General features: G+C 61.6%; 25 protein-coding genes. 12 read left to right on the top strand and 13 right to left on the bottom strand.

The window, feature by feature from the left end; translation table 11 throughout:
- Nucleotides 1–9 precede the first annotated feature (9 nt).
- From FJQ55_RS17895 to FJQ55_RS17885, 3 genes are all read left to right on the top strand, one after another.
- On the top strand, nt 10–1,443 hold the full coding sequence (locus FJQ55_RS17895; RefSeq protein ID WP_140830402.1) for an NAD(P)(+) transhydrogenase (Re/Si-specific) subunit beta: 1,434 nt from the start codon (nt 10–12) through the stop codon (nt 1,441–1,443).
- 91 nt (nt 1,444–1,534) lie between these two features.
- Nucleotides 1,535–1,858 carry a type II toxin-antitoxin system RelE/ParE family toxin gene (locus tag FJQ55_RS17890; RefSeq protein ID WP_140830400.1) on the top strand — a complete coding sequence of 108 codons (324 nt, stop codon included), beginning with the start codon at nt 1,535–1,537 and terminating at the stop codon, nt 1,856–1,858.
- Nucleotides 1,855–2,136 (top strand): helix-turn-helix domain-containing protein, encoded by a 282-nt coding sequence (locus FJQ55_RS17885; protein WP_140830397.1) that lies wholly within the window; start codon nt 1,855–1,857, stop codon nt 2,134–2,136. The genes FJQ55_RS17890 and FJQ55_RS17885 overlap by 4 nt, the downstream gene beginning before the upstream one ends.
- A 72-nt stretch (nt 2,137–2,208) precedes the next feature.
- Here FJQ55_RS17885 and FJQ55_RS17880 read toward each other — a convergent pair whose 3' ends face one another.
- From FJQ55_RS17880 to FJQ55_RS17865, 4 genes are all read right to left on the bottom strand, one after another.
- Complete coding sequence (locus FJQ55_RS17880; RefSeq protein WP_140830395.1) at nt 2,209–2,502, bottom strand: type II toxin-antitoxin system RelE/ParE family toxin; 294 nt, start codon at nt 2,500–2,502, stop codon at nt 2,209–2,211.
- The gene (locus FJQ55_RS17875) at nt 2,490–2,762 is read right to left on the bottom strand and encodes a CopG family ribbon-helix-helix protein (protein ID WP_140830393.1); all 273 of its coding nucleotides are present in this window, start codon (nt 2,760–2,762) and stop codon (nt 2,490–2,492) included. Before FJQ55_RS17875 ends, FJQ55_RS17880 begins: the two co-directional genes overlap by 13 nt.
- Nucleotides 2,763–2,921: 159 nt before the next feature.
- Entirely contained in the window at nt 2,922–3,764 is an 843-nt protein-coding gene (locus FJQ55_RS17870; protein WP_140830391.1) for a fumarylacetoacetate hydrolase family protein, read from the bottom strand.
- A 21-nt stretch (nt 3,765–3,785) separates the two neighbouring features.
- Entirely contained in the window at nt 3,786–4,514 is a 729-nt protein-coding gene (locus FJQ55_RS17865) for an SDR family oxidoreductase (RefSeq protein WP_140830389.1), read from the bottom strand.
- A gap of 211 nt (nt 4,515–4,725) precedes the next feature.
- Between FJQ55_RS17865 and FJQ55_RS17860 the strand changes: the two genes are divergently transcribed.
- On the top strand, nt 4,726–5,523 hold the full coding sequence (locus FJQ55_RS17860; protein WP_140830387.1) for an IclR family transcriptional regulator: 798 nt from the start codon (nt 4,726–4,728) through the stop codon (nt 5,521–5,523).
- Between the two features lie 39 nt (nt 5,524–5,562).
- Nucleotides 5,563–6,402, top strand: a complete 840-nt coding sequence (locus tag FJQ55_RS17855) for an amidohydrolase family protein (RefSeq protein WP_140830384.1) — start codon at nt 5,563–5,565, stop codon at nt 6,400–6,402.
- Here the strand turns inward: FJQ55_RS17855 and FJQ55_RS17850 are convergent.
- From FJQ55_RS17850 to FJQ55_RS17815, 8 genes are all read right to left on the bottom strand, one after another.
- Nucleotides 6,399–7,076, bottom strand: a complete 678-nt coding sequence (locus tag FJQ55_RS17850; protein WP_140830382.1) for a TetR/AcrR family transcriptional regulator — start codon at nt 7,074–7,076, stop codon at nt 6,399–6,401. The genes FJQ55_RS17855 and FJQ55_RS17850 overlap by 4 nt on opposite strands.
- Before the next feature lie 5 nt (nt 7,077–7,081).
- Nucleotides 7,082–8,755, bottom strand: a complete 1,674-nt coding sequence (locus FJQ55_RS17845) for an amidohydrolase (protein WP_140830380.1) — start codon at nt 8,753–8,755, stop codon at nt 7,082–7,084.
- A gap of 25 nt (nt 8,756–8,780) precedes the next feature.
- Complete coding sequence (locus tag FJQ55_RS17840; protein WP_140830377.1) at nt 8,781–10,463, bottom strand: amidohydrolase; 1,683 nt, start codon at nt 10,461–10,463, stop codon at nt 8,781–8,783.
- A gap of 25 nt (nt 10,464–10,488) precedes the next feature.
- The gene (locus FJQ55_RS17835) at nt 10,489–11,670 is read right to left on the bottom strand and encodes a serine hydrolase domain-containing protein (protein WP_140830375.1); all 1,182 of its coding nucleotides are present in this window, start codon (nt 11,668–11,670) and stop codon (nt 10,489–10,491) included.
- Nucleotides 11,671–11,742: 72 nt separating this feature from the next.
- Nucleotides 11,743–12,777, bottom strand: a complete 1,035-nt coding sequence (locus FJQ55_RS17830) for an ABC transporter substrate-binding protein (protein ID WP_140830910.1) — start codon at nt 12,775–12,777, stop codon at nt 11,743–11,745.
- A gap of 35 nt (nt 12,778–12,812) precedes the next feature.
- Nucleotides 12,813–13,622, bottom strand: coding sequence for an ABC transporter permease (locus tag FJQ55_RS17825; RefSeq protein ID WP_140830372.1), 810 nt, complete (start codon nt 13,620–13,622; stop codon nt 12,813–12,815).
- Nucleotides 13,615–14,538 (bottom strand): ABC transporter permease, encoded by a 924-nt coding sequence (locus tag FJQ55_RS17820; protein ID WP_140830370.1) that lies wholly within the window; start codon nt 14,536–14,538, stop codon nt 13,615–13,617. Before FJQ55_RS17820 ends, FJQ55_RS17825 begins: the two co-directional genes overlap by 8 nt.
- 2 nt (nt 14,539–14,540) lie before the next feature.
- Nucleotides 14,541–15,641 (bottom strand): ABC transporter ATP-binding protein, encoded by a 1,101-nt coding sequence (locus tag FJQ55_RS17815; RefSeq protein WP_140830368.1) that lies wholly within the window; start codon nt 15,639–15,641, stop codon nt 14,541–14,543.
- A gap of 391 nt (nt 15,642–16,032) precedes the next feature.
- Here FJQ55_RS17815 and FJQ55_RS17810 point away from each other — a divergent pair, with 391 nt between their 5' ends.
- The 7 genes from FJQ55_RS17810 (at nt 16,033) to FJQ55_RS17780 (ending at nt 23,978) form a co-directional block, all read left to right on the top strand.
- Complete coding sequence (locus FJQ55_RS17810) at nt 16,033–17,523, top strand: amidase (protein ID WP_246085186.1); 1,491 nt, start codon at nt 16,033–16,035, stop codon at nt 17,521–17,523.
- Nucleotides 17,524–17,663: 140 nt separating this feature from the next.
- On the top strand, nt 17,664–18,716 hold the full coding sequence (locus FJQ55_RS17805) for a dipeptidase (RefSeq protein WP_140830365.1): 1,053 nt from the start codon (nt 17,664–17,666) through the stop codon (nt 18,714–18,716).
- A 45-nt stretch (nt 18,717–18,761) separates the two neighbouring features.
- The gene (locus tag FJQ55_RS17800; RefSeq protein WP_140830363.1) at nt 18,762–20,399 is read left to right on the top strand and encodes an ABC transporter substrate-binding protein; all 1,638 of its coding nucleotides are present in this window, start codon (nt 18,762–18,764) and stop codon (nt 20,397–20,399) included.
- A 6-nt stretch (nt 20,400–20,405) separates the two neighbouring features.
- Nucleotides 20,406–21,473, top strand: coding sequence for an ABC transporter permease (locus tag FJQ55_RS17795; RefSeq protein WP_140830361.1), 1,068 nt, complete (start codon nt 20,406–20,408; stop codon nt 21,471–21,473).
- On the top strand, nt 21,470–22,402 hold the full coding sequence (locus FJQ55_RS17790) for an ABC transporter permease (protein WP_140830359.1): 933 nt from the start codon (nt 21,470–21,472) through the stop codon (nt 22,400–22,402). Before FJQ55_RS17795 ends, FJQ55_RS17790 begins: the two co-directional genes overlap by 4 nt.
- Nucleotides 22,399–23,232: an ABC transporter ATP-binding protein gene (locus tag FJQ55_RS17785; protein WP_140830357.1), complete on the top strand. Its 834-nt coding sequence runs from the start codon at nt 22,399–22,401 to the stop codon at nt 23,230–23,232. Before FJQ55_RS17790 ends, FJQ55_RS17785 begins: the two co-directional genes overlap by 4 nt.
- Nucleotides 23,229–23,978, top strand: coding sequence for an ABC transporter ATP-binding protein (locus tag FJQ55_RS17780; protein WP_140830354.1), 750 nt, complete (start codon nt 23,229–23,231; stop codon nt 23,976–23,978). The genes FJQ55_RS17785 and FJQ55_RS17780 overlap by 4 nt, the downstream gene beginning before the upstream one ends.
- A gap of 6 nt (nt 23,979–23,984) precedes the next feature.
- Here the strand turns inward: FJQ55_RS17780 and FJQ55_RS17775 are convergent, their stop codons facing one another.
- Nucleotides 23,985–25,178 carry an alpha-D-ribose 1-methylphosphonate 5-triphosphate diphosphatase gene (locus FJQ55_RS17775; protein ID WP_140830352.1) on the bottom strand — a complete coding sequence of 398 codons (1,194 nt, stop codon included), beginning with the start codon at nt 25,176–25,178 and terminating at the stop codon, nt 23,985–23,987.
- Nucleotides 25,179–25,253 lie beyond the last annotated feature (75 nt).

Here is a 25,253-nt window from a genome sequence, read left to right as displayed (position 1 = left end):
GACACACTCATGGAATACGGATTCACCACAGCGGCCTATGTCGTCGCAGCCGTTCTCTTCATCCTGTCGCTCGGCGGCCTCTCGGGCCAGGAAAGCGCCAAGCGCGCCGTCTGGTACGGTATCGTCGGCATGGGGCTCGCGGTCGTCGCGACGCTTTACGGCCCCGGTGCCGGCAACTGGTTCGTCTCGGTCGTGATGATCGCGATCGGTGGCGCAATCGGCTGGGTCGTGGCTAAGCGCGTTCAGATGACCGAGATGCCGCAACTCGTTGCCGCCATGCATTCGCTGGTGGGCCTCGCCGCCGTCTTCATCGGTTTCAACGCCCATATCGAAGCCGTCGACGTCGCTGGCCTGGATGAGGCGGCCCGCTCGGCGCTCACAGGCTTTGCCGCCATTCTCGCGCACAAGACGCCGGTCGAACTGACCATCCTCAGGGTCGAAATCTTCCTCGGCGTCTTCATCGGTGCCGTAACCTTCACCGGTTCGGTCATCGCCTTCGGCAAACTTGCTGGCAGGGTCGACGGCAAGGCAACGAAACTGCCGGGCGGGCATCTGCTGAATGCCGGTGCAGCGCTGGGCTCGCTCGTCCTGCTCTTCCTCTATGTCGGCGGGGCGGGCGTCTGGACGCTCATCCTGATGACGCTCTTGGCCTTCTTCATCGGCTATCACCTGATCATGGGTATCGGCGGTGCCGACATGCCGGTCGTCGTTTCGATGCTGAACAGCTATTCCGGCTGGGCGGCAGCCGCCATCGGTTTTTCGCTGTCGAACGATCTTCTGATCGTCGTCGGCGCGCTGGTCGGCTCTTCGGGTGCGATCCTCTCCTATATCATGTGCAAGGCGATGAACCGCAGCTTCATCTCGGTCATCCTCGGCGGCTTTGGCGGCTCGACCGGGCCGCAGATGGAAGTAACCGGCGAACAGATCGCGATCGATGGCGAAGGTGTCGCCAATGCGCTGAATGATGCAGACTCGGTCATCATCATCCCAGGCTACGGTATGGCTGTTGCCCAGGCACAGCAGTCTGTCTCGGAACTGACCCGCAAGCTGCGCGCCGCAGGCAAGACCGTGCGCTTTGCCATCCACCCGGTCGCGGGCCGTCTGCCGGGCCACATGAACGTGTTGCTGGCCGAGGCCAAGGTGCCCTACGACATCGTTCTGGAAATGGACGAGATCAACGAGGACTTTCCCGAAACGGATGTGGCGATCGTCATCGGCTCGAACGACATCGTTAACCCGGCCGCCCAGGAAGACCCGAACTCGCCCATCGCCGGCATGCCGGTTCTGGAAGTGTGGAAGGCCAAGCAGGTCTTCGTCTCCAAGCGCGGCCAGGGCACCGGCTATTCCGGCATCGAGAACCCGCTATTCTACAAGGAGAACACGCGGATGTTCTACGGCGACGCGAAGAAGTCGATCGACAGTATTCTGCCGTTGATCAAGTAAGGCGGTTGCCGCACTTATGAATGAAGAAGCCGGGTGGAGACGCCCGGCTTTTTTGTTGGATCTTGTGTATCTGTTTTGATACATTGCCAATATGAAGCTGATCCAGTGGCTGGGAAGTAGCAGAGCCGATGTTTGCGCGTTTCCCGAAGGCGCCCGGATCGATGCGGGCTGGCAGTTGGAACTGGTTCAACGGGGCGAAGATCCTGAGGACTGGAAGCCCATGCCGACCATTGGACCCGGTGTCCGAGAGATCAGGATTAGAGAAGCGTCAGGCGCGTTTCGCGTCGTCTATCTGGCAACGCTTGAGGACCGGGTCCTGGTGCTGCATGCCTTCCAGAAGAAGACGCAGGCGACACCGAAGAAAGATATTGAGCTGGCCATACGGAGGCTGAAGCGATGGAAGCAGGAACCATGAGCGAAGAAGTTTACGGCAGTGTTTGGGACGCCCTGGGTGATACCGAGCAGGAAGCGGCCAATCTCAAGGCGCGTTCCGCTTTGCTCTTCGAGATCCGCAAGGCTGTTCTGGGGTGGGGGCTCTCGCAGGATGAGGCTGCAAAGCGGCTTAAGCTGACGCGTCCGCGTACCAACGATCTGCTGCGTGGGAAGCTTGCGAAGTTTTCACTCGATGCATTGGTGAATATCGCTGCGGCGGCGCGGCTTGAGATCGAGATCCGGGTGAAGGATGCGGCCTAGCTCTGGATCGCCTTTGACGGGCTGAAGCCAGTTTTGGCTTCCTCGGCTTGCAAGGCACGGATTGTCGTGCCTTCAGTACCCCGCTTCCCGTTGGTGGCGGAAAGCGAGAATATAGACAGTGTCTCGCGGAATTTCGTGTCGATAGAGCGCGACATAGCCTGAATTGCCAAACGGAATGCTCAATTCCCGGAGCTCGGGCGTGCGTTGCATTGGTCTTCCGATGTCCGGTTGGGTCGCCAGCAGCCTGAATTGTCGATTGATTTGCTTGGCTGCTTTCTGAGCTGCCTCCGCCGACTTCGCCTCAAGGAAGCGGCGGCATCGTTCCAAGCCAATCGCCGCTCCTTCCGTAACGATTACTCGTGGCACTCTGACACCGGCTTCTCGTCAGTTGTGCCCCAGGTTTCGAGCCAGTCGCTCACCTCGTCAAGCGTCAGGTGGCGACCCGTTTCCTTGTAAGCGGTCCAGGATGCCAGTGCCTCGCGCGTGAAGCTTTCACGCGCCTCTTCCCGCTCCACATATTGCTCAATCGCTTCCAGCATCAGTCCATGCGCCGAGCGTTTGCGCTCGTTGGCCAGTTGCTGCACCCGCTCTTTCAATGCGTCATCGATTTTCAGCGAGGTCGCCATGGTCGCTCCAGACTACCGGGTGATACCTGCTGACAAGATAGTGGGAGGGCCTGGACAAGTCTACATGGACAAGCGCCACAGATATCTGGCCCCACGCATGGCGGTGCACGTAAAACCCCGCCACAAGGGCGGGGTCAATAACCGGGCTAGGCGATGGCCTCAGACATCCGCCTTGAATGTCTGCTTCTGCGTGCCAAGCCCCTCAATGCCGAGCTCGACCACGTCGCCGGCCTTCAAAAACTGCGGCGGCTTCATGCCGAGGCCGACGCCAGGAGGCGTGCCGGTCGAAATGACATCGCCGGGATGAAGGCTCATGAACTGGCTGAGATAGGAAACGAGGTGGGCGACGCCGTAGACCATGGTCTTGGACGAGCCGTCCTGCATCGTCTTCCCGTTGACCGAGAGCCACATCTTCAGGTTTTGCGGATCTGCGATTTCATCCTTGGTGACGAGCCAGGGGCCGATCGGGCCGAAGGTGTCGCAGGACTTGCCCTTGGTCCACTGGCCCGCGCGCTCCGTCTGAAAGGCGCGTTCCGAGACGTCGTGGCTGACGCAGTAGCCGGCGACATAGTCCATGGCGTCGGCTTCCGAGACGTATTTCGCGGTCTTGCCGATCACGACGCCGAGCTCGACTTCCCAGTCGGTCTTTTCCGAAGTGCGCGGGATCAGAACGTCGTCGTTCGGGCCGCAGATGGCCGAGGTCGCCTTCATGAAGATGACCGGTTCCGGCGGCACGGCAGCACCCGTTTCGGCGGCATGGTCGGAATAGTTCAGGCCAATGCAGATGAACTTGCCGGTGCCGGCAACGCAGGCGCCGATGCGGTCGACTGCGATTTCCGGCAGCGAGGCCGGATCGATGGCGGCGATCTTGGCGAGGCCTTCCGGCGAGATGGCCGCACCGCCGATGTCGGCCACATGGCCAGAGAGGTCACGGACCTTGCCGTCCTTGTCGAGGATCGCGGGCTTTTCCTGGCCCAGCGGGCCGACGCGCATGAGTTTCATGATTTTATTCCTTCCTGAGAATTAGATGGTCCAACCGCCATCGATGGCGAAGGCCTGGCCCGAGGTATAGGTGGCGCCGGCGATGTAGACGGCGAGGTCGGCAATTTCTTCCGGGGTGCCAAGGCGCCCCATGGGTTGGCGGGCAATGAAGGCGGCGCGGGCGGCGTCGTAGTCGCCCTGGGCGCGCATGCGGTCCTGCAGCGACGGGCTCTCGACGGTGCCAGGGCAGATCGCGTTGCAGCGGATGCCTTGTGTCACGTAATCGGCGGCTACCGACTTGGTCAAGCCGATGACGGCGGCCTTGGTCACGGTATAGGCGAAGCGGTTGGGCACGCCTTTGATCGAGCTTGCCACCGAGGCCATGTTGATGATCGCGCCGTCGCCGCGCTCCAGCATGGATGGAAGAACTGCCCGGATGGTGCGGATCATGGCGCGGACATTGAGGTCGAAGGCGAAGTCGAGGTCCTTGTCGGCCATGTCCAGAACGGTGCCGCCATGCACGACCCCGGCGCAGTTGAAGAGCACGTCGAAGGGACCGGTCTCTGCGACCACGGCCCTGACCGCCTCGTCGTTCAGCACGTCGAGCTTGCGGGTGATGATGCCGTCTTCGGCATCAAGTGTCGCTAAAGCCTCTGTGTTGATGTCGGTTGCGACAACCGTTGCACCGGCGCGGGCAAAGGCAATCGCGCTGGCGCGACCGATACCCTGGCCGGCGGCGGTTACCAGCACATGCTTGTTTTTCAGGTTCATGACTCCCACTCCTCCAGGTCTTCAGGCGTTGCCGGCAAAAGCGTGTGAACAGTGTCAATGCTGACGACCGGCCGTCCCGTTGTGGCGAGTCCATCCTTCGTCGCCACTTGATCCTATGACTTGCATAAAAGCTGGCATAATGCGAGCATCATTCATATAGAAAATCATTATTCATATATCATCAGCTTGTGGCTGATATGGAGATGAAAGAGTGACTGAGGCTGACCCGGATCGGTACCGCGCTCCGGCGCTCGACAAGGGGCTCGATATCCTCGAGCTGCTAGCCGGCGTGGACGGCGGTCTGACGCAGGCCGAGATCGCGAAACGGCTCGACCGCAGCCCGAACGAATTCTATCGAATGCTCGACCGGCTGGTTCGGCGCGGTTATGTCTCCCGGCTGGAAGGCGACCGCTACATGCTGACGCTGAAGCTGTTCGGGCTTGCGCAGATGCATGCGCCGACACGAAGGCTTTCCTCCTTCGCCACGCCGTTGATGCGCGAACTCGGGGAGAAGACCCAGCAAGCCAATCATATTGTTGTCTACGACCGGGGCCATCCGGTGGTGATCGCTCAGCAGGAGGCGCCGGGATATTGGGGCATCTCTATCCGTGTCGGGTCTCGCATGGGTCTGTTCGATACAGGCTCGGGCCATGTGCTCCTCGCCTTCCGTAGTCCGGATTTGCGTGCGATGATGGTCGCAGAGCATGTCGGAAGCGGCGGTCCGGACGGACGCATGACCGAGGCCTTCGAAGCGCGGCTGGAAGAGATCCGTCAGCGCGGCTACGAGATGATGCCAAGCGCCCAGACACCCGGTGTAATCAACCTTTCAGCGCCGATCGTCAGCGCCGATGGCAGCGCGATTGGAGCCCTGACGGTCCCCTATATCGCACTTATCAATACGCCTGGGGCCGCTGATGTCACCACCACGATCGCCAGCCTTTGCGACACCGCACGGCGTCTGTCAGATCTTGCCGGCGCGGGTCTTGGTGCCGATTCCGCAGCAGACTGAGCAGAGACTTTCACTTCACGGCCTTGGGAGGGGCCCTTCATGATTATCGATACCCATCTCCACCTGATTTACCGTGACCGGCTGACCTATCCCTGGCTGAAGAGTGAACCGGCGCTCGACGCAGATTTCACCTATGAGCGCTATAGTCGCGAGGCGAGGCGGCTCGGCATCTCCTCGGTGCTTCATATGGAGGTGGATGTCGCGGTTACGGACATCTCAGCTGAAACCCAGATGGTGCAAAATCTGTCACGCGAAGAAAGCAGCCTGCTTCGCGGCGTGATCGCCGCCTGCCGACCCGAAGATCCGGGCTTTGCCGCTTATCTCGAAATGCAGCGGGCCAACCCCTTCGTCAAAGGCTTCCGCCGGGTGCTCCATGTCGTGCCCGATGATGTCTCGGAGGGCGCGCTGTTTCGCGAGAATATCAAGCGTCTGTCGGGCACTGGCCTCACCTTTGACCTCTGCATGTTGCCGCACCAGATCGACAAGGCAAAGGCGCTGCTCGACCTAGCGCCTGACGTTACCTTCATCCTCGACCACTGCGGTGTTCCGGATATCAAGGGGCATGGCTATGCGAGCTGGAAAACAGGCATTTCCGAGATCGCGAAACGAGACAATGTTCGTGTCAAGATCTCTGGTATCCCCGCCTATGGCGATCTCGACAATTGGACCCTGGAAGACCTGAAACCCTATTTCGAGCATACGATCGGAACCTTTGGGTTTAATCGTGCGATCTGGGGCTCCGACTGGCCTGTCTGCACGCTGGGGGGTGGGCTCTCCACCTGGGTCGCGACGACGCAGGCGCTCCTTCATGGCTGCACCGTCGAGGAAAAGGAGAAGCTCTTCTCGAAAAATGCCAAGCGCATCTGGCAGCTGGATTAGCGGCCCTTTTCGCGCTCGGCCATCAGACGGCGGAAGTAGCCTCGCATGGCAATAATCAGGGCTTCGATGTCGTCATTGGAGGCTGAGAGATCCTGCAGGGCGTAGCTCTGGAGGATGATGCCGTCTATGCCGATCAGCATCTGGCGCGCCACTGAACGCCCGATGCGGCGCAGTTCATCATCCTTGTCATCCTCGAAGACGAGATGGCCGTAGAAATCGATATAGGCGTTGTACTGGCGGGCGGCGAGCCACTCGGAGCCTTTGGTGCGTAATGCATAGAGCGTCAGTTCCGTCTGGGCGATCTGCTTGTCGCGGGTGCGCTGGATATAGCGCCAGCTGGCCCTGATCAGCGCCTCGACCCGATCCTCGGGCGCCTTGGGCAGGGCCACGTCCTGGCGATAGGCTTCTTCCATATCGGCGATCAGGTCTTCGAGGACCGCGAGGAGAAGGCCTTCCTTGCTGTCGAAGTAGTAATGCAGCGTTGCCAGCTTGACCTTGGCGGAAGCAGCAATGCGGCGCGTGGTCAGCGCTTCCATTCCCCCTTGCTCCAAAGCTTCCCGCGCACCCTTGATGATGCGATTGCGCGTTTCCACGCCCTTGCGCGTCGCGCCCGCCGCCAGTTTTACGCCTGCGGGCCTGGCTCTCTCAACGGTCTCTGTCTTCGCTGTGCCCATCGCTTCTATTCTATCTCGTGGGTGATCCTGCCGTCGCAGACAGTCAGAACAACGTTCAGGCGGGCGATAGCTTCGCTCTCAACAGACGCGATGTCACCCGACAGGACGACGACGTCGGCGTAATAGCCCGGCTTTAGCATGCCCTTGCGGTCCTCCATGAACTCCACCCATGCGCTGGTCTTGGTATAGGCGGCGAGCGTTTCGTCGAGGCTCAGGCGGTGATCCGGCATGTCGTCGGCCCAGGCTCTACGCGTCATGGCGTCGTGGATGCAGTGGAGCGGCGGCAGCGGCGAGACCGGCCAGTCTGTGGCAAAGACGATCTTTGCACCGGCATCGACCAGGGTCTTCCAGGCAAAGGCATAAGGCCAGCGCTCTCGGCCGATGAAGGTGAGATAGGGTTCGAGCGGCAGGCCGGCGGAGCCCGGCGGATGGGTCGGCTGCATCGAGGCGACAGTGCCGGTCGTTGCAAATCGCTTGATGTCGTCGGGATGAACCACCTCGATATGTTCGATGCGGTTGCGGTTGTCGCGCGGGCCATTGGCGTCAATCGATGCCTGGTAGCCGTCGAGCACCATTCGCACCGCCCCGTCGCCGATGGCGTGGACGGCGACGGGAAGGCCGAGTCTGTTGGCTTCTATGGCGACCTGATTGAAGTGCTGAGCGGAAAAGAGCGGTTCGCCCTTCCAACCGGGCTTATGGGCATAGTCATCGACGAAGACGGCGGTCTCGCCTTCGGTAACGCCGTCCATGAACAATTTGACGAAGTTGCAGCGCAGCTTGTCGCTGTCGAAGCGCGCCCGCCAGGCGGCCGCCTTGTCTGTAAGGTCGGAAAGCGGCATGAAATTCTTCATGTGGAAGGGCATGCGCACGCGCACCGGCAGACCTTCGGTCTCTTCGATCTCCTGCAGCATCTCGAGCTGGTAGAGGTTGCCGTCCATGTTCTGGAAAGAGGTGATGCCGAGCGAGGCGCAGTAGGCGAGGCCGTTCTTCAGGACAGCGATGTCGCGTGCGCGTTCCTCCGCCGTTACCTCATCGGGTTCGCCGCCCGTCCCGACGCCGAGGCCTTCGCGCCCGCCGGTGATGCTCATCGTGGCAACGGGGCGCATGGCGTTCGTTTCACGCAGTTCGCCGGTGGCGAGGCCGTCTTCGCCCATGACGATCTCATTCCCGACGCCGACATCACGACCTTCCAGGATGCCGGCCATTTTCAGCGCTATGGTATTCGCCCAGCCGGTATGGCGATCTGGGGCGACGAGCAGCAGGGGACGGTCGGAGATGATCCGGTCGAGATGATGGCGCGTGACACGCTCTTCTTCGGAGAGGATGGTGTAATCGGTCGACTGGCCGACCAGCAGCGGCAGATCCGGGTTCTCGGCGGCATAGGCCGTCACGGCCGCCGACAACGCGTCGAAGCCCTTGACGCCGAAGAGCGAGAGTTCGCCGAGCGCCACCGAGCCGCCGAAGATGTGCATGTGGGCCTCGTTGAAGCCCGGCATGACCGTGCCGCCCTTGGCATCTATACGGCGGGTGGAGGTGCCGGCGAGGGTGGCAATCTCGGCATCTGTGCCGACGGCCAGGATGCGGTTGCCCGCCAGCGCCACGGCCTGGGCCTCGGGGCGGCTGTCGTCCATGGTGCGGACGCGGCCGTTGAAGATGATGATGTCTGCTGTCGCGGTCATCGGACGTTTCCTCTGCTGCCGGCTCTCAGGCCTGCTCTTGTGCCTTATAGGTGATCTTGCCGTCGCAGATGGTCACTGCGGCGCGCACCGTCTCCATGATCTGGTCGAGTGCCACGGCTTCGATATCGGTATTGAGGATGACGATGTCGGCGAGGAAACCTTGCTTCAGCTTGCCTTTGCGATCTTCCATGAATTCAACCCAGGCACCGATTGATGTGTAGGCCTCCAGCGATTCCTGCAGCGTGAAGCGCTCATCGGGCAGCCCGTCTTTCCACGGCTTGCGGGTGACGGCGTCCTGGATGCATTGGAAGGGCGAGACGGGGGAGACAGGCCAGTCCGAGGCAAAGACGACCGTGGCGCCTGCGTTCTTCATCGTGCGCCAGGCATAGGAATAGGCCCAGCGGTCTTCGCCAATCTTGGCCGTCGTCGGCTCGGCGGGGAAGCATGTGCCGCCGGGATAGTGGACCGGCTGCATGGAGGCGACCACGCCAAGGGTGGCAAAGCGTGGGATGTCGTCGGGGTGGATCACCTCGATATGTTCGATGCGGTGGCGGTTGTCCTTCTTGCCATTCGCCTTCAGGGCGGTCTCATAGCCGTCGAGCGTCTGGCGGATCGCGGCACTGCCGATGGCATGCACGGCAACCTGCAGGCCGAGCGCGTCCGCCTTGGTCGCGATCGCGTTGAAGGCTTCCGGCGTGAACAGCGGCTCATAGGTGTAGCCGGGGCGGTCGCCGTAGCCGTCGAGCATATAGGCCGTCTGGCTGTCGATGACGCCGTCCATGAAGACCTTGACGAAATCGCCGCGCAACATGTCGGTGGCAAATTCCGCCTTCCAGCTTGCAGCTTTGTCGAGATCCGAAAGCGCCATGAAATTCTTCATGTGATAGGGAATGCGGATGCGGCAGGAGAGCTCGCCAGACAGCTCAAGATCGCGCATCAGGCGGAGCTGGTAGTGGTTGCCGTCGAAATTCTGGATCGAGGTTACGCCCCAGGAGGCGCAGTAATCGAGACCGGCCTTCAGGATGGCGCGGTCGAGCGCGAACTGCTCTGCAGTTACGTTTTCCGGGTCCATGCCGGTAACCATGCCGAGCTCTTCGCGCCCGCCAGTTGACGCCAGCGCCGAGACCGGGCCGAAAGCATTGCCCTCGCGAAGTTCGCCGTTTGCCAGGCCATCCTCTCCCATGACGATCTCGTTGCCGACGCCGACGTCCTTGCCCTTGAGGATGCCGGCTTTTTTCAAGGCCGCAGTGTTGGCCCAGGCGGTGTGGTGATCAGGCGCAAACATCATAAATGGGCGGTCGGGCAGGATGGCGTCTAGGTGATGGCGGGTGCAGGGCTCGGTCAGCGAGATGATCGAATAGTCGGCAGAAAAGCCCATCAGCAGCGGCTCGTCGGGGTTCTTTTCCGCATAGTCGAGAATGGCGGCCTTGAGCGCCTCGAAGCCTTGGATGCCATGCAGGTTCAGCTGGCGCAGCGACACCGAACCGGGGAAGATGTGCATATGGGCTTCGTTGAATCCGGGCATGACGGTGGCGCCCGCGGCATCGAGCTTGCGGGTGGCGGGGCCTGCCAAGGCTTCGACCTCGGATGTCGTGCCGACTGCGAAGATGCGGTTGCCGGCCACAGCGACGGCTTCGGCCGTCGGGTGATCCGTATCCATGGTGAGGACACGGGCATTGGTGATGATCAGGTCTGCGGTCTGGGACATGGTCTTTTCCATTAGGAGAAATGCGTTAGAGATCCAGCGCTGAGAGCGCGCGGAAGAAGGCGAAGTTGTCGTGTTTCAGCTCGTCGTCGAGCGGATTGGGTTGCGAGGAGAGCTTGACGACCACGGTTTCGGTCGAGGGGTCGACATAGAGCCATTGGCCGTGGATCCCGATCGCTGCGAATGCGCCGTCGGCTTCGCCGGACTGGTACCACTGGCTGCGATAGCGGCCATTCGGGAAGAAATTGGGATGGCCATCGACCCAGGCCTGATGATCGCCCGCCGTCAGCATGTCGCCAATCCAGACCTTGGGAACGATACGCTTGCCGTCGACCATGCCGTCCTGGCGCAGCATTTCGCCGACACGGGCAAGGTCGCGGGCGGTGACCGAAATGCCGCCTGCAGCCCGCGCCGAGCCTTCGGCGTCGACGGTAATGCTCGCATGATGATAGGCGCCGAGCGGCTTCCAAAGGCGCTCCGACATGACGTCTGCATAGCGTTCGCCGGTGGCGCGTTCGATCAGGATGCCGAGCAGGTCGGAATTGGGTGAGGCGTAGAAGTGCGGACCGCCATGGGCGTGGTCCGCCTTCTTAAGGGTCAGCAGGAAGGATAGCAGCGTCTCTGCCGGCTGGCCCGCGACGGCCGGGTTCCAGAGCGTTGCCCGACGATAGCGGGCATAGGCGCCGTCGGTGTTGAGATAGGCCTCGTCGAAGGCAAGGCTGACGCGCATGTCGAGCACGTCGCGGATGGTGCAGTCGCCGTAAGCCGAGCCTGCGGCTTCCGGCAACAGGCTGGTGACCGGTGCCTGCGGGTCCATCAGTCCATCGTTTTCCAGCGTGGCGATGACGAGAGCCGTCAGCGACTTGCTGATCGAAAAGACGATGTGGCGCTGGTTGATGTCCGACTGCGGGGCGTAATGCTCGGCGACGACCGCGCCCCTCTTCATCAGCACGAAGGCATCGGTATGGGCGTAATCGAGAAACGCGCCGATCGACGGCTTCCCGGCAAGGCCATCACTCAAGCTGCGCGACAGGAGATCCGTCGCGTCCACCGGTCTCTCAGGTCTTTCGACGGTTGCCGGGATCAGGGCACTCGGAACGATCTCGTCCGCATGGCTAAAGCTCCAGCGGCTATAGGGCGCCGTTCGCCAGGTGGCGAGCGTCACATCCGAGCGTTCAAAGCCGTAGTTCGCCTGGAAGCGGGTGGTCATGGCAAAAGGCTCCCGTGCGGGAGAGCCGGTAGAGCTCTCCCGTTCATGTCAGGTCTTGCTGTTAGGTCGGCGTTACTTCTGAACTTCGGTCCAGATCTTCGAGTAAAGTTGCTGAACGTCCGGCTCGCAGGTGAGCAGGAATTCCCCGGCCTTTTCCAGTTCAGGTGGCGCGACGAGTTCTGGCGCATCCTTCATGGCGGCGTCCATGAACTCTTCCGAGCCCTTGATGCCGTTCGCATATTTGGCGAAATTTGACAGCATGGCCGCATTTTCCGGGGCCATGATGAAGTTCAGGAAGGCCTTGGCGTTGTCGACGTTCTTGGCGTCCTTGAGGATCGCGGCACTATCCATGAAGACCGGATAGCCTTCCTTCGGATAGCCGAACTTGACCTCCGGGTTCTGCAGGCGCGAGCGCATGATGGCGCCGTTCCAGTAGTAGACGCCGGCGTAGTCGCCCGTGGGCAGCTTATCGGTGACGCTGTAATCCATGGCGAGCCACTTGGCCTTGGCTTCGACCAGCTTGTCACGCACCTTGCGCAGGAGGTCCTTGTCGGTCGTGCACCAGCTGCCGCCGAAATATTTGATCGTGGCGAAGAGCACGTCGTTCATTTCCGGCGTGACGTTGAGCTTGCCGACCAGTTCTTCCGGCGGATCGAGGAAGATGGCGGAGGTGTTGATGTCACCCTTGTAGAACTTGGTGTTGACGCCGATGCCGGTCACGCCCCACTGCCACGGAACGGAATAGTGGCGGCCCGGATCCCACGCGACATCGACCCAGCGGGCGTCGACATTCTTGAAATTTTCCATCTGGTCGGGACGGGATTCGAGCAGCAGGCCCTCGTTGATCCAGATCGGCATGTAGTTGGCGGAGGGTACGACGATGTCGAAGCCATGGCCACCGGCGCGAACCTTGGCGAGTGCCGTGTCGTTGGAATCGTAGTCGGTGATCGTTACCTTGACGTCGAACTGCTCTTCGAACTTCTTGATCAGTTCGGGGCTGGTATAGTCGCCCCAGTTGTAGATGTTGAGTTCACCTGCGGCCGATGCGGCGCCGGCAACGGTCAGCAGCGTGAGCGTGGCGATCGCCGTCGTGCTCATCCATTTCATTGTCATTCTCCGTTCCTCTCTGTTTTTGATTGATGTCAGGCTTGCGGCTTGCGCCGGTTGATGAAGAAGAAGACCACGATCAGCACGGTCGACAGCGCCAGGAAGATGCTGGCGATCGCGTTGATTTCGGGTGTCGTTTCCCGGCGGATCTGGCCGAGCATGTAGGTTGGCAAAGTGTCCTGCCCGCCGGATTTGACGAATTCGGTGATGACGACGTCATCGAGCGAAATGACGAAGGCGAGCATGAAGCCGGCAATGATGGCGGGACGCAGAAGCGGCAGCGTCACATAGCGGAAGGCGCGCCAGGGTGTTGCATAGAGATCGGCCGCGGCTCTTTCGAGCGTCAGGTCCATACTCTCCAACCGTGCCCGGATGGGCAGGTATGCGAAGGGAATGCAAAACGCGGTATGGGCTGCGATCAGGTAGCCGAGGCCGGAATAACCGGTCCAGACCTTGATCCGCGAGAAGACGATCAAGAGGGCCACGGCGGTGACGATTTCCGGGACCATCAGTGGCTGGTTGATCGCGGCGTATTTCAGCGTCAGGCCGCGATAGCCTTCCGTGCGCGTGGTGGCCAGCGCTGCCATGGTGGCGGTGATGGTAGCAAGGCCCGCCGCCCAAAGCGCAATGATCAGCGAGCGGATCGCCGCATCCTGGACGGCGAGATTGTGCGAGGCGGCGACGAACCAGCGGAACGAGAAGCCGCCCCAGACGGAAAGGCTGTCGCTCGCATTGAAGGAATACGCGACGAGGGCTGCGATCGGCAGGTAGAGCGCGAAGAAGGTGATCATTGCGATCAGGCCGAAGCCGGGCTGGCTCTGGATGTCGAAACGGCGATTAGACATGGCCGGCTCCCGACTTCGAGGCATTGCGGACATAGAAGACCAGGGCCAGCGTGACCAGGATCATCAGCGTGATAGACATGGCAGCACCCAGCGGCCAGTTGCGGCCGGCGCCGAATTGCATCTCGATCAGGTTTCCGAGCATCATGTTCTTGCCGCCGCCGAGCACGCGGGGAATGACATAAGCACCAAGCGAGGGGATGAAGACGAGGATGGAACCGGCGATCAGGCCGGGCTTCACCAGCGGGATGACGATGCGCCACAGCACCTGCAAGCGGCTGGCATAGAGATCATATCCGGCCTCGACCAGACGGAAGTCGAGTTTCTCGATCGAAGCATACAGTGGCAGCACCATCAGCGGCAGGTAGACATAGGCCATGCCCAAGAGGGTCGCCGTATCGGTGTAGATGATCTGCAGCGGGCTCTTGATGACGCCGAGCCACGTCAAGAGATTGTTGACGATGCCTTCGTTGCGGATGACCTGCTGCATGGCAAAGGTGCGGATCAGCAAGTTGGTCCAGAACGGGATTGTGATCAGGAAGACCCAGATTTCGCGGGTCTTCTGCGGCCGCGTCGCGATGAAATAGGCGGTGGGGAAGCCGAGGATCAAGGTGAGGATGGTCGTGTAGAAGGAGAGCTTCAGCGACCGCCAGATGATCGACAGATGGGCGCTCGCGAGTCCGAACGTATCATCGAAGATGTCTCGCTCGAAGAAGACCGAAAACCAGCCTTCGGTGGAGAATTCCCAGGGCTTCACATCGCCGTAATCGCCCTTGGCAAGGAATGAATAGACCAGCATCACGAAGAGCGGGCCAATGGCGGCGACAAAGATGATGAGGAGGGCCGGGAAGCTCAGGAGCCAGCGGTTTCGGATGTCGCGCGATTTGGCATGTTCGGGGGCCGTCTGGATCGCGCTCATGGTCAATCCTTCAGGATCTGCGCGACGTCGTCGCTGACGAGAATGCCGACCGTTTGGCCTTCCGCATAGGAAGAGACGCCGCTGCGGCTGTTCTGCTGGCGGACGGTGAAGAGGGAGCCCCCCTCCAGGCGCACGTTGATGTTCGTATCGGTGCCGAGATAGACCACGCTCTCGATGGTTCCGGTGAGCGTGGCCTCCGGTGACGGTGCAACGATCTCGGCGTGTTCCGGGCGGATCACGATGGTGACCTTGCCCGAGGGCGTGGTCTTGTCTGGGAAGGTGGCGGGAATCTCGCGGCCAGACCGCATGCGCACGCTCGCCCGGTCGCCGGTAACCGAAGCCACTTCGACCTCGAGGAAGTTCGTCTCGCCGATGAAATCGGCGACGAAGCGCTCGGCCGGACGGTCGTATATGTCCCATGGCGAGCCGACCTGGCGGAGACTCCCGGTCGACATGACCGCGATGCGGTCGGACATCGTGAGCGCTTCTTCCTGGTCATGGGTCACGAAGATGAAGGTGATGCCGGTTTCGGCCTGCACGCGCTTCAGCTCGATCTGCATTTCCTTGCGGAGTTTATAGTCGAGCGCCGACAGTGGTTCGTCGAGCAAGAGAACCTTCGGCTTCGGGGCCAGTGCGCGGGCAAGCGCCACCCGCTGCTGCTGGCCGCCGGAAATCTGGCTGACCTGCCGGTCACGCATCTTGGTCATGTGGACGAGTTCCAGCATCTCGTCGACACGTGATTTGATCTCCGCTGCCGGCTTGCCGAGCATCTTGAGGCCGAATCCGATGTTTTCGGCGACCGTCATGTGCGGGAAGAGCGCGTAGGACTGGAAGACCGTATTGACCGGCCGCTTGAAGGGCGGAAGCGGCGCTATATCCTCGCCGTAGAGCAGGATCTCGCCCGTCGTCGGAAAATCGAAGCCGGCGATCAACCGCAGCAGCGTGGTCTTGCCGCAACCGGAGGGTCCCAGCAGCGTGAAGAACTCGTTTTCTTTGATGGTGAGGAATATCCCGTCGAGCGCGGTGACCTTGTCGTGCCCGGATCCGTAGACGCGGCTGACGCCGCGGATCTCGATGGCTGCCTTATCAGATGCGGAACTCAAGTGGTGCCCCCTGGCGTTCGTTTATGCGTGATGTGTTTCAGCTCGAACCAAGAGCGACGGGTGCCCCAGCCGCTCGCATGACGTCACTTTCGTCACGCAAGTCGTGTGCCAGCTCAATTGCATGCGAAGCCTCTCCCTTTCGGGCCGGGGAAATAGTCCGCAAATCCCGGATTCCCGCTGACGCCCTTACTTCCGACCGGTGTTCCCTTTGTCTTCGGTGTCGCGAGCGGCCGGGATCGCGCACCTGATTTTGGAGCATGTTGCCTCTAAATTGGTCGGTTGACCATTTTTATTTTGCACAGTCAGACATTTTGTTCCGGCCGCATGGCAGGGCTGCGGCAGGCGCTTGGCCCGGCGCTTGACAGGGCTTGCTCTCGGGTCCCATCGTTGGATGACCAGATCGCGCGCCCGCGCCATCCCCTTCGCTGATCCGGAGTTTCCCGTGACCGATCCCACCCGTCTCGGCGTTGCCGCGCTTTCCGCCGCTCTGCAAAGCGGCTCTTTCTCGGGCGAGGCGTTGATGGCCGCGTACCTGGCGCGCATCGCCCGGATCAATCCGCAGATCAACGCTCTGGTGAGCCTTCGACCTGATGACGAACTGCTGGCCGAGGCCCGGCTGCGCGACCGCGAACGGGCTGAAGGGCGGGTGCTTGGGCCGCTCCATGGGGTGCCGATCGCCATCAAGGATCTGAGCGAGGTCAAGGGCATCCGCTGCACCTACGGCTCGCCGCTCTACCGCGATTTCGTAGCGGATTTCGATGATATTCAGGTGGAGCGCATCCGGGCGGCGGGTGCGATCATCATCGGCAAGACCAATACGCCGGAATGGGGCTTCGGCTCGCACAGTTACAATCCCGTCTTCGGCGTCACTCGCAATCCCTACGATCTGGCGCGCTCGGCCGGTGGATCGAGCGGCGGGGCAGGGGCAGCGCTCGCGGCCCGGCTCGTGCCGGTTGCCGATGGCAGCGACATGATGGGGTCGCTTCGCAATCCGGCTGCTTTCAACAATGTCGTCGGCTTTCGGCCGAGCTTCGGGCGCATCCCGGCACTCCCGGGACGCGATGCCTATCTCAACCAACTCGCGACGCTTGGCCCGATGGGCCGCAGCGTCGAAGATGTCGTGTTGCTTCTCAACATCCAGTCGGGCTTCGATTTGCGAGATCCAACCTCATTCGAGAGTGCACCCGTCGCCATTGATCCTACGATTGCCGCCCCGGGCGGTCGGATCGGCTGGCTCGGCGACTTCTCTTGTCATCTGCCCTTTGAGCATGGTGTTCTGGCGTTGACGGAAAAGGCGCTGGGCGTCTTTGCGCGCATGGGTTTTGTGGTCGAGCCGGCGGTGCCGAACTTCGACATGGAGCGGCTGTGGTGGGCGTGGACCACGCTACGCAGTGTCCTCACCGCCGGCAGCATGCGCGACAGTTACGAAGATCCCGCTCGGCGAGGGTCGCTGAAACCTGAGATCCTCTATGAGGTCCGATCCGGCTTGCGCGTCACCTCGGCCGACGTCTACGAGGCATCGGCCGTGCGCACGGCCTGGTATCAGGTAATGCTGAAGCTTTTCGAGCGCTTCGACTATCTGGTGGCGCCGGCTGCCCAGGTTTTTCCCTTCGATGCCGACATCCCGTGGCCGCGCGACATTGCCGGGCGGCACATGGATACCTACCATCGCTGGATGGAGGTGGTGATCGGGCCGAGCATGGCGGGGCTTCCGGTCGCAGCCTTGCCGGCCGGCTTTTCGGAAAGTGGTCTACCGAACGGATTCCAGTTGATCGGACCGCCGCGCACGGATGCGAAGGTGCTTTCTGTAGCTGCCGCCTATGAGGCTGCGACCGATTGGCTTGGGCAGATGCCAGCCATCGCGCAGGTTGGCATGGAGTAAATTTTTTTCACCCTTGAATGCAGAGGGGATTTGGTCCTACGATTTAAATGATGGCCAAGCCACTGTTTATGCGATCCAGTCCCCGGTCTCGGGGACTGGATGACCCTCCTTGACGAAACAGAGTTACGGAATTCATTTTCATGGACTTGATCTTCGATGGCCACAACGACGTTCTCCTTCGCCTCTGGCGCGGGCGAAAGGACGGCACGGATCCGGTCCGCGAATTCATCAACGGCACCAGCAGTGGCCACATCGACGGCCCGCGTGCCAAGCGTGGCGGATTGGGCGGCGGCCTCTGCGCCGTCTACGTTCCATCGCCGCATGATTTCGTCCTGAAAGAGCCGGATGCGAACGGCCATTATACAACGCCGCTCGATCCGCCACTGGAACGCCCGTTCTCGCTCGACATCGCGCTGGAGATGATCTCCATCGCGCATCAGCTGGATCAGGCGCGGGCATGGACGTTGTGCCAGAGCACCACCCAGATCCGCCAGGTCATGGCCGATGGTGGGTTTGCTGCCGTTCTGCATATGGAAGGTTGCGAGGCGATTGACGCCAATCTCGATGCGCTTGAGGTCTTTTACGCGGCGGGCCTGCGCTCCCTCGGTCCCGTCTGGAGTCGTCACAACATCTTCGGCCACGGCGTGCCCTTCGCCTTTCCGAGTTCGCCGGATACCGGCCCCGGTCTCACCGATCTCGGTCGCGAACTGGTTCGCCGCTGCAACAAGCTCGGCATCCTGATCGATCTCGCGCATATCACCGAACAGGGCTTCTGGGACGTGACCAAGCTCAGTGACCAGCCGCTGATTGCCAGCCATTCCAACGTGCACGCGCTGACCCCAGTTGCCCGCAACCTGACCGACAAGCAGCTCGACGCGATCCGTGAAAGCCGCGGTCTCGTGGGGCTGAACTACGCCGTTACCATGCTGCGGCCCGATGGGCGCGACAACGCCGACACGCCGCTCTCGCTGATGGTCCGGCACATTGATTATCTGGTCGAGCGCATGGGGATCGATTGTGTGGCTCTGGGCTCTGATTTCGATGGCGCCACGATCCCGGCTGCCATTGCGGATGCCGCCGGCAACCAGCGTCTGGTCGAAGCGCTCCGGACTGCGGGCTACAGTGCCGACGACCTGCGCAAGATCTGCCGCGACAACTGGCTGCGCGTGCTGGCTTCCGCCTGGCACGAATAAGTTCATACTTGCCTGTCCATAAAAACCAAGAAGGGAACCGTTACGATGACAATGTTCGACAAGCGCCTCAAACTTCTGGCGACCAGCGCCATGCTGGTGCTCACGGTCGCGGCAGCGCCGCAGGCCTATGCGGCGACCCCGGCCGACACACTCGTCCAGGCCTGGGCGATCGACGACATCATCTCGCTTGATCCGGGCGAAGCCTTCGAAATCTCGACGGCCGAAGTGACGGCCAACACGTACAGCAAGCTGGTGGCGCTCGATCCGGCCGATACGTCGAAGATCGTCAGCGACATTGCGGAAAGCTGGGATGTTTCCGAGGATGGCCTCACCTATACCTTCAAGCTGAAGCCGAACCTCACCTTCGCGTCGGGCAATCCGATCACCGCCGAAGACGTCGCTTTCTCCTTTGAGCGCGTCATCAAGCTCGACAAGTCGCCTGCCTTCCTGCTCACCCAGTTCGGCCTGACCGGCGACAACGTAACGGAAAAGGCCAAGGCTGCCGACGAGTCCACTTTTGTACTGACCGTCGACAAGCCCTATGCACCGAGCTTCGTTCTCAACGTTCTAACCGCGACGGTCGCCTCCGTCGTCGACAAGAAGCTGGTGATGGAAAATGCCAAGCCGGTCACGCCGAGCGAGGAATACAAATACGACACCGATTTCGGCAACGAGTTCCTGAAGACCGGCTATGCCGGCTCCGGCCCGTTCAAGATCCGCGAATGGCGCGCCAATGAAGTGGTGGTGCTGGAGCGCAACGACAACTACTATGGCGAAAAGGCCAAGCTCGCGCGCGTCATCTATCGCTACATGAAGGAAAGCTCCGGCCAGCGCCTGGCGCTTGAAAACGGTGACATCGACGTCGCGCGCAACCTCGACCCGAACGATTTCGACGCCGTTGCCAAGAAGGACGGCATTGCCACCACGTCGGCCCCGAAGGGTACGCTCTACTATTTCAGCCTCAACCAGAAGAACCCGAACCTCGCCAAGCCCGAGGTCATCGAGGCCTTCAAGTACCTCGTTGACTATGACGCGCTGGGTGAGACCCTGATCAAGGGCATCGGCTCGATCCACCAGACCTTCCTGCCGTCCGGCCAGCTCGGCGCGCTCGAAGAGAACCCCTACAAGCTCGACGTTGCCAAGGCGAAGGAACTGCTGGCCAAGGCCGGTCTGCCTGACGGCTTCACCGTCACCATGGACGTGCGCAACACGCAGCCCGTGACCGGTATTGCCGAAAACGTCCAGCAGACGCTCGCCCAGGCCGGCATCAAGCTGGAAATCATCCCGGGCGACGGCAAGCAGACGCTGACCAAGTATCGTGCGCGCCAGCATGACATCTATATCGGCCAGTGGGGATCGGACTATTTCGACCCGAATTCGAACGCCGAGACCTTCACCTTCAATCCTGACAACTCCGACGAGGGCACCAACAAGACGCTCGCCTGGCGCAATGCCTGGGACCCGAAGGAACTGTCGGCCAAGACGGCGGCTGCGTTGCTCGAAAAGGACACCGCCAAGCGTGCGGCCATCTATGAAGACCTGCAGAAGCAGGTACTCGCTTCCGGCCCATTCGTGGTGATCTTCCAGCAGACGGAAATTGCCGGCTATTCGAGCAAGGTGCAGAACTACAAGCTCGGCCCGAGCTTCGACACCAACTATGTCAACACGGTCTCCAAGGAATAGTCGTCCTTGACCTCCGTGGATAATCAGGTCGACCGGAGGCGCGCGTCGCAGCGCGCCTCCGCGATCGCCATCGCCGTCGGCAAATTTCTGTTGACGGTGGTGACCACCTATCTCGGCCTTCTTGCCGTGACCTTTTTCATCGGCCGCGTCGTGCCGATCGACCCCGCGCTCGCAATCGTTGGAGACCGTGCGCCGGCGCATGTCGTGGAGCGTGTGCGTGAACAGCTCGGGCTCAATCTGCCGCTCTGGCAGCAGTTCATCATCTATGTCCGCCAGGCGCTGTCGGGAGATTTCGGGGTGTCCGTTCTCACCACCAATCCCGTGATGAAGGACATCGCTCGCGTCTTCCCGGCAACCATCGAACTCGCAACGGTCGGCACCATTATCGGGGCCGTGCTTGGCGTGCCACTCGGGGTGCTGGCTGCGGTCAAGCGGGGTTCTCTTGCCGACCAGATCGTGCGCGTCGTCGGGCTGATCGGCTATTCCGTGCCGATCTTCTGGCTCGGCCTTTTGGCGCTGCTGCTCTTCTATGCCAAGCTCAACTGGGTCGCCTATCCCGGCCGCGTCGACATCGTCTACGAATACAGTTTCACGCCCGTCACCGGCTTTTTCCTGATCGATGCGGCCATGCAGCGGCAATGGGATGTGCTTTGGGATCTGTTCCGCCACATCATTCTGCCCGGCGGTCTGCTGGGCTATTTCTCCATGGCCTATATCAGCCGCATGACGCGTTCCTTCATGCTCAACGAACTGGCACAGGAATATATCGTCGCCGCTCGTGCCAAGGGGCTGAGCGAAACGCGGATCATCTGGTTCCATGCGCTGCGCAATGCCGCCGTGCCGCTGGTGACCGTCATCGCGCTGTCCTATGCCGGCCTTCTCGAAGGCTCGGTACTAACAGAGACGATCTTCTCCTGGCCGGGGCTCGGCCTCTACATCACCAATTCGCTACAGAATGCCGACTTGAACGCCGTGCTCGGCGGGACGATCGTGATCGGATCCGTCTTCATCGGCATCAATCTCTTGTCGGATATTCTCTATCGTACGCTGGATCCGAGGACGCGCAGCCGATGACCACACCCGTCTCCGCTTCCGACCAAAGCTGGAAAGGCTGGCTCACCTCCGACCGGCCGCAATCCCGTCTGCAGGCACGTTGTGGCCGGGCCTATATCATCTGGCAGCGCTTTGCCGAAAACCGGCTGGCGCTGGCGGGGCTTGGGATCCTGCTCGCCCTGCTGTTCGTCGCTGCCTTTGCCGACGTGCTGGCGCCGCACTCGCCGGTTCAGGGGGACCTGCGCAATGCCCGCCTTCTGCCCCCCGGCAGCGCCGGTTATCTGCTTGGCACCGACGATCAGGGCCGGGATATTCTCTCGCGCCTGATCCACGGATCACGACTCACCCTCTTCGTCGTGGCGCTTGTCGCGGTCATCGCCGCACCCGTCGGGCTGATCGTCGGCACGGTCGCCGGCTATGCCGGTGGTTGGGTCGATGCCGTGCTGATGCGGATTACTGACATCTTCCTGGCCTTCCCGAAGCTGGTCCTGGCACTGGCACTCGTCGCGGCCCTCGGACCCGGGATCGAGAATGCGGTTCTCGCCATCGCCATCACCTCCTGGCCGCCCTACGCCCGTATCGCGCGGGCCGAGACGCTGACCTTCCGCAACTCGGATTTCATCGCGGCGGTGCAATTGATGGGCGCCTCGCCGCTCCGGATCGTGCTATCGCATATCGTGCCGCTGTGTCTGTCCTCGGTCATCGTGCGCGTGACGCTGGATATGGCCGGCATCATCCTGACGGCTGCAGGCCTCGGCTTCCTTGGTCTGGGCGCACAACCGCCGCTGCCGGAATGGGGTGCCATGATTGCGTCGGGCCGTCGCTTCATTCTCGACCAGTGGTGGGTCGCGGCCATGCCGGGCTTTGCCATCCTCATCGTCTCGCTCGGCTTTAACCTGCTGGGTGACGGGCTGCGCGATGCGCTCGATCCGAAGGAGGCCGGTCAATGAGCGCGCTTCTGACGGTAGACAATCTCCGCGTCAGCTTCCCGACCCGCACTGGCCTCGTCGAGGCCGTGCGCGGCGTTTCCTTCACGCTCGGGCGCGAGCGGCTCGGCATCGTCGGCGAATCCGGGTCCGGCAAGTCGCAGACGGGGCGGGCCATCATGGGTCTGACCTCGCCGCAGGCCAGGATCACGGCCGACCGGCTGCAGTTCGGCGACACCGATCTTCTGAAAGCGAGCCCCGCCCGTCGCCGTTCGCTGCGCGGGAAGCAGTTGGCGATGATCCTGCAGGATCCGAAATACTCGTTGAATCCCGTCATGACCGTCGGGCGCCAGATTATGGAAACGCTTCGCACCCATGAAAAGGTGTCGTCCAGCGAGGCGCGCAAACGGGCGCTCGCCATGCTCGAAGCCGTGCAGATTCGCAATCCGGAACGCGTCTTCGATCTCTATCCGCACGAAGTTTCCGGCGGCATGGGGCAGCGCGTGATGATCGCGATGATGCTGATCTGCGGGCCTGAGCTGCTGATCGCCGACGAGCCGACCTCGGCCCTCGATGTGACGGTCCAGCTCGAAGTGCTCGCCATCCTCGATGCGCTCGTCCGGGATCGTGGCATGGGCCTCATCTTCATCAGCCACGACCTGAGATTGGTCTCGTCCTTCTGCGACCGCGTGCTGGTGATGTATGCCGGCCGGGTGGTTGAGGAAATCGAGGCGACGCGCCTTCGCGAGGCGCAACATCCCTATACGAGAGGGCTTCTCGAATGCCTCCCGCAGATCGCCGCCGACCGTCATCCTCTGCCGGTCCTTTCGCGCCAGGCGGAGTGGAAGCTATGAGGCTGGTTCTTGCCATCAAAGACATGGTCGTCAGCTTCGACGGCTACCGGGCGCTGGACAGCGTCAGCGTGGACGTGGAAGACGGCGCCTCCTTCGGCATTGTCGGGGAATCCGGCTCGGGGAAGTCGACGCTGCTGCGCGCGGTCGCCGGGCTGAATTCCTTCAGCAGTGGCATCCTGTCGGTCAATGGCAGGCTCTATGAGGGCCGCAAACGGGACAAGGAATTCTATCGCCAGGTGCAGATGGTCTTCCAGGACCCCTATGGTTCGCTGCATCCGCGCCAGACGGTGGACCGGCTGTTGCGCGAGCCGCTGACCATCCATGGCTTTGCCGATGCCGAGGCACGCATTGCACGCGCACTGGACGAAGTGGGTCTTGGCGCCGGCTTCCGCTTCCGTTTCTCGCACCAGCTGTCCGGCGGCCAGCGCCAGCGCATTGCGATTGCCCGTGCGCTGATCCTCGAGCCGAAGGTGCTCTTGCTCGACGAGCCGACTTCGGCGCTCGATGCCTCGATCCAGGCGGAAATCCTCAACCTGCTCGAACAGGTGCGCAAGGATCGCGGGCTTACCTTTGTGATGGTCAGCCACGATCTCGCGGTGATCACCCACATGTGCGAGCATCTGGCTGTGATGAAATCCGGCAAAATCGTCGAAACGCTGAGTGTCGAGCAATTGCGCGACGGCGATTTCTCGACCGATTACACCCGCCAGCTAATGACGGCGAGTGAAGGCTTTCGGAGCGTCTGACGGTGATCAGGCGACGCGATGGCCTGAGCGCCAGGCGGATTTCAAGAAGGGATGACCGTCCTGCAGGTCGACGCGGATGATGTCGGCCTTCAGCCCCGTCTGTATAGCGCCGCGATCCGGGAGATTGCCGGCGAGCGCGGGGCTGCGGGTGACGAGGGCAACCGCGCTCGGCAGATCATAGTCGAGACCGGGATCGGCTGAAATCATGAAGGCGGCATCGAGCATCGAGCGTGGCACGTAATCCGACGCCAGGATGTCGACGAGTCTTGTCGCCAACAAGTCGCGCACGGCGATGTTGCCGGACTGGGAGCCACCCCTCACGAGGTTCGGCGCGCCGGCCACGATCTTCATGCCGGCATGGCGTGCGGCCTCTGCGGCCTCGATCGAACACGGAAACTCGGAAATCGAGACGCCTTCGGCCACGCCCGCTTCGATATGGGCCACATCGGTGTCGTCGTGGCTCATCAGGGGTATGGAACGAGCGCGGGCAAGCGCCACGATGTCAGGCCGGGTCATCGCGGCGATATGGCTCTTCTCGGCCACGAGAACCTTGATTTTTTCGCGCACACGGTCTGGGCTTTCGCCGGTCGATTTGCAGGCTCTGACGACATAGGCCTCGATGTCGCGGCTCTGGCGAATGCCGGGCAGATGCTCCATCACCGAGAGGACGCGGACGATCTGCCGGTCGATATGTTCGGCGGTGAGTTGCGGCGCCACCGGGTCCGTCAGTTCACAGCGCAGGTGGACGAGATGCTCGGCCCTGAACATGCCAGCGCCTTGCGCCTGTTCCAGTGCCTCGATCATCGGTTTCAGGATCTCGGCGCGTTCCGGATTGTCGGTGGTGGCACCGACGCAGAGGCTGTCGAAAACGGTGGTGACGCCGCCGCCAATGATCTGGGCGTCGTGGGCAAGTGCTGCGCGTATGAAATCCCAGCGCACATGGGCGCGGGGATAGAGATGTTTCTCGAAATGGTCTGTGTGTATATCGACGAGGCCGGGCAGGAGATAGTCGCCGCGAAAATCAACCGCTTCCCGATGTCTTGACGGTCCTTCGTGAATTTCCGCAATGCGGCCATCCTCGATCACCACCGAGCCATGCAGCACATGGTCTGGCGTGACGACACGGGCGTCGGAGAGGATGAGCCGGTTGCCGCCAGCCGAATTCTGGGCTTCTCCCGTCGCATCCGTCTGTCTCAGCATGGTCGCGCCTCCATCCGTTTCGTCGAGGCGTCTCTAAGCCTGTTTCATGACGCTTTGGTGTCAGCGCTCGGGGAT

It is taken from the genome of Rhizobium glycinendophyticum (assembly GCF_006443685.1).
Lineage (GTDB): Bacteria > Pseudomonadota > Alphaproteobacteria > Rhizobiales > Rhizobiaceae > Allorhizobium > Allorhizobium glycinendophyticum.
This window is presented reverse-complemented; position numbering and strand designations above follow the sequence as displayed.